Source organism: Aeromicrobium sp. PFPM2_SD2, from assembly GCF_057364525.1.
On record NZ_JBNFNZ010000338.1, the window covers coordinates 1 to 2,751 of the forward strand.

Consider the following 2,751-nt stretch of genomic DNA (forward strand, 5'->3'; position numbering starts at 1 on the left):
GCGTCGTGCTGGTCGGCGCCGGCGCCCCGTACTGGCGGCTCTACCCGCACGGCGGCGCGCACATCCTGCTGCTCAACGCCCTCGTGCGCGCCAGCAACGCCGTCCGCGGGTTCGTCGCGCCGCCGCTGTTCGGCGCCCCGGGAGCCCGCACGCTCATGGCCGAGTGGTCGCGCTTCTCGCTGCGCGGCACGGCGCCGTGGGGCCCGGGACGGGTGAGCCAGCCGACCCTGGCCGTGCACCTGCAGCGCGACCACTACGCCGTCTCGGCCGCCACGAAGTGGTTCGGCGAGCGGTTCGTCGAGCCGTCCGCGATGCAGCGCTGGGTCTACACCCAGGACGCCGCCCCCGACGGCGGGACGACCGACCACCTGCACTGGGTGCGCACCCGGCGCCGGTGGTCGAGCGCGTCCTGGCCTGGTGGAAGGACCAGTAGCTCAGGCCTCCGCGAACGCCTCCAGCGGCGGGCAGGCGCACACCAGGTTGCGGTCGCCGTAGGCCTGGTCGATGCGCGCGACCGGCGGCCAGTACTTGTCGTCGGTGCTGCCGGCGGGGAAGACGCCGGTCGCGACCGGGTAGGCGTGCGACCACTCCAGCAGCTCGCGGGCGGTGTGCGGGGCGTTCACCAGCGGGTTGTCGCCCTCGGGGTACTCCCCCGCCGCCACGGCGTCGATCTCGCTGCGGATGGCCAGCATCGCGTCGACGAAGCGGTCGAGCTCGGCCAGGTCCTCGGACTCGGTCGGCTCGACCATGAGCGTGCCGGCCACCGGGAAGCTCATCGTCGGCGCGTGGAACCCGTAGTCGATGAGCCGCTTGGCGACGTCGTCGACGCTCGTGCCGGACGCCTTGCTGAGCGGGCGGACGTCCAGGATGCACTCGTGCGCGACGAGCCCGTGCTCGCCGGCGTACAGCACCTCGAAGGCGTCCCGCAGCCGCGTCGCGACGTAGTTGGCGCTCAGCACCGCGACCGACGTCGCCTGGGTCAGCCCCTCGGCGCCCATCATCGCGACGTACGCGTACGGGATGGGCAGGATGCCGGCCGAGCCGAACGGGGCGGCGCTGATCGCGCCCACGCCCTCACGACGGGCCGGGTCCGGGTGCAGCGGGTGCGTGGGCAGGAACGGGCGCAGGTGCTCGGCCACCGCGACCGGGCCGACGCCCGGGCCGCCGCCGCCGTGCGGGATGCAGAACGTCTTGTGCAGGTTCAGGTGCGAGACGTCGCCGCCGAACTCGCCGGGCAGCGCGTGACCGACCAGCGCGTTGAGGTTGGCGCCGTCGACGTAGACCTGGCCGCCGTGCGCGTGCACGACGTCGCACAGCTCGGTGATGCCGTGCTCGTACACGCCGTGGGTCGACGGGTAGGTGACCATGAGCGCCGCGAGGTCGTCGGCGTGCTTCTCGCACTGGGCCCGCAGGTCGTCCAGGTCGACCTCGCCGCGCTCGGTCGACCTCACCACCACGACCTTCATGCCGGCCATGACCGCGGACGCCGCGTTGGTGCCGTGCGCCGAGCTCGGGATGAGGCAGACCGTGCGGCCCTCGTCGCCCCGGCTGCGGTGGTAGGCGCGGATCGCCAGCAGGCCGGCCAGCTCGCCCTGGGAGCCGGCGTTGGGCTGGATCGAGACGGCCGCGTAGCCGGTGACGGTGGCCAGCCAGCCCTCGAGCGTCCCGACCAGCTCGATCATCCCAGCGGCGTCCTCGGCCGGCACGAACGGGTGCAGGTCGGCGAAGCCGGGGAAGCTGATCGGCTCCATCTCGGCGGCGGCGTTGAGCTTCATCGTGCACGAGCCGAGCGGGATCATGCCGCGGTCGAGCGCGTAGTCGCGGTCGCTGAGCCGCTTGAGGTAGCGCAGGAGCTGGGTCTCGCTGCGGTGCTGGGAGAACACCGGGTGGGTGAGGATCTCGTCGTCGCGCAGCAGCGTCGCGGGCAGCGCGCGCGTGCCCTCCGGGGCGGACGCGTCGAGGCCGACGCCGCCAGCACCGCCTCCACGTGCGCCGCGGTGGTGACCTCGGACGTCGTGACGCCCACGGTGTCGGCGTCGACCCGGCGCAGGTGGATGCCGGCCAGGCGGGCCCGGGCCACCACGTCGTCGGCACGGCCCGGGACGCGCGCGGTGACCGTGTCGAAGAACGCCTCGTGCAGCACGTCGACGCCGCCGCCCCGCAGGCCCGCGGCCAGCGACGTGGCGTGGTCGTGGACGCGCTGGGCGATCTCGCGCAGTCCGTCGGCGCCGTGGTGGACCGCGTACATCGACGCGGCGACGGCCAGCAGCACCTGGGCGGTGCAGATGTTGGACGTCGCCTTCTCGCGGCGGATGTGCTGCTCGCGGGTCTGCAGCGCGAGGCGATACGCCGGGCGTCCCTGCGCGTCGACCGAGACGCCGACCAGGCGGCCGGGCAGGTGCCGCTCCAGGCCCTCGCGGACGGCCATGTAGCCGGCGTGCGGGCCGCCGTAGAACATCGGGACGCCGAACCGCTGGGTCGAGCCCACCGCGACGTCCGCGCCGAGCTCGCCGGGCGAGGTGAGCAGGACGAGCGCGAGCGGGTCGGCGACACGACGGCCAGGCCTCCGGCGGCGTGCGTCGCCTCGATCACCGCGCGCGGTCGACCACGCCGCCGTCGCTGCGCGGGTAGGCGATGATCGTGCCGCTGCAGTCGTCCACGGGCAGGCCGTCGCGCAGGTCGGCCTCGACGAGCGCGATGCCGAGCGCCTCGGCGCGGGTCTGCACCACGGCCAGCGTCTGCGGGTGCAGG

The 2,751-nt window shown here is 74.3% G+C and carries 1 pseudogene; it reads right to left on the reverse strand.

Annotated elements, in window-relative coordinates:
* Positions 1–434 precede the first annotated feature (434 nt).
* Positions 435–2,751: pseudogene (gene gcvP / locus AC2W7G_RS13190) on the reverse strand (aminomethyl-transferring glycine dehydrogenase); the annotation flags it as partial.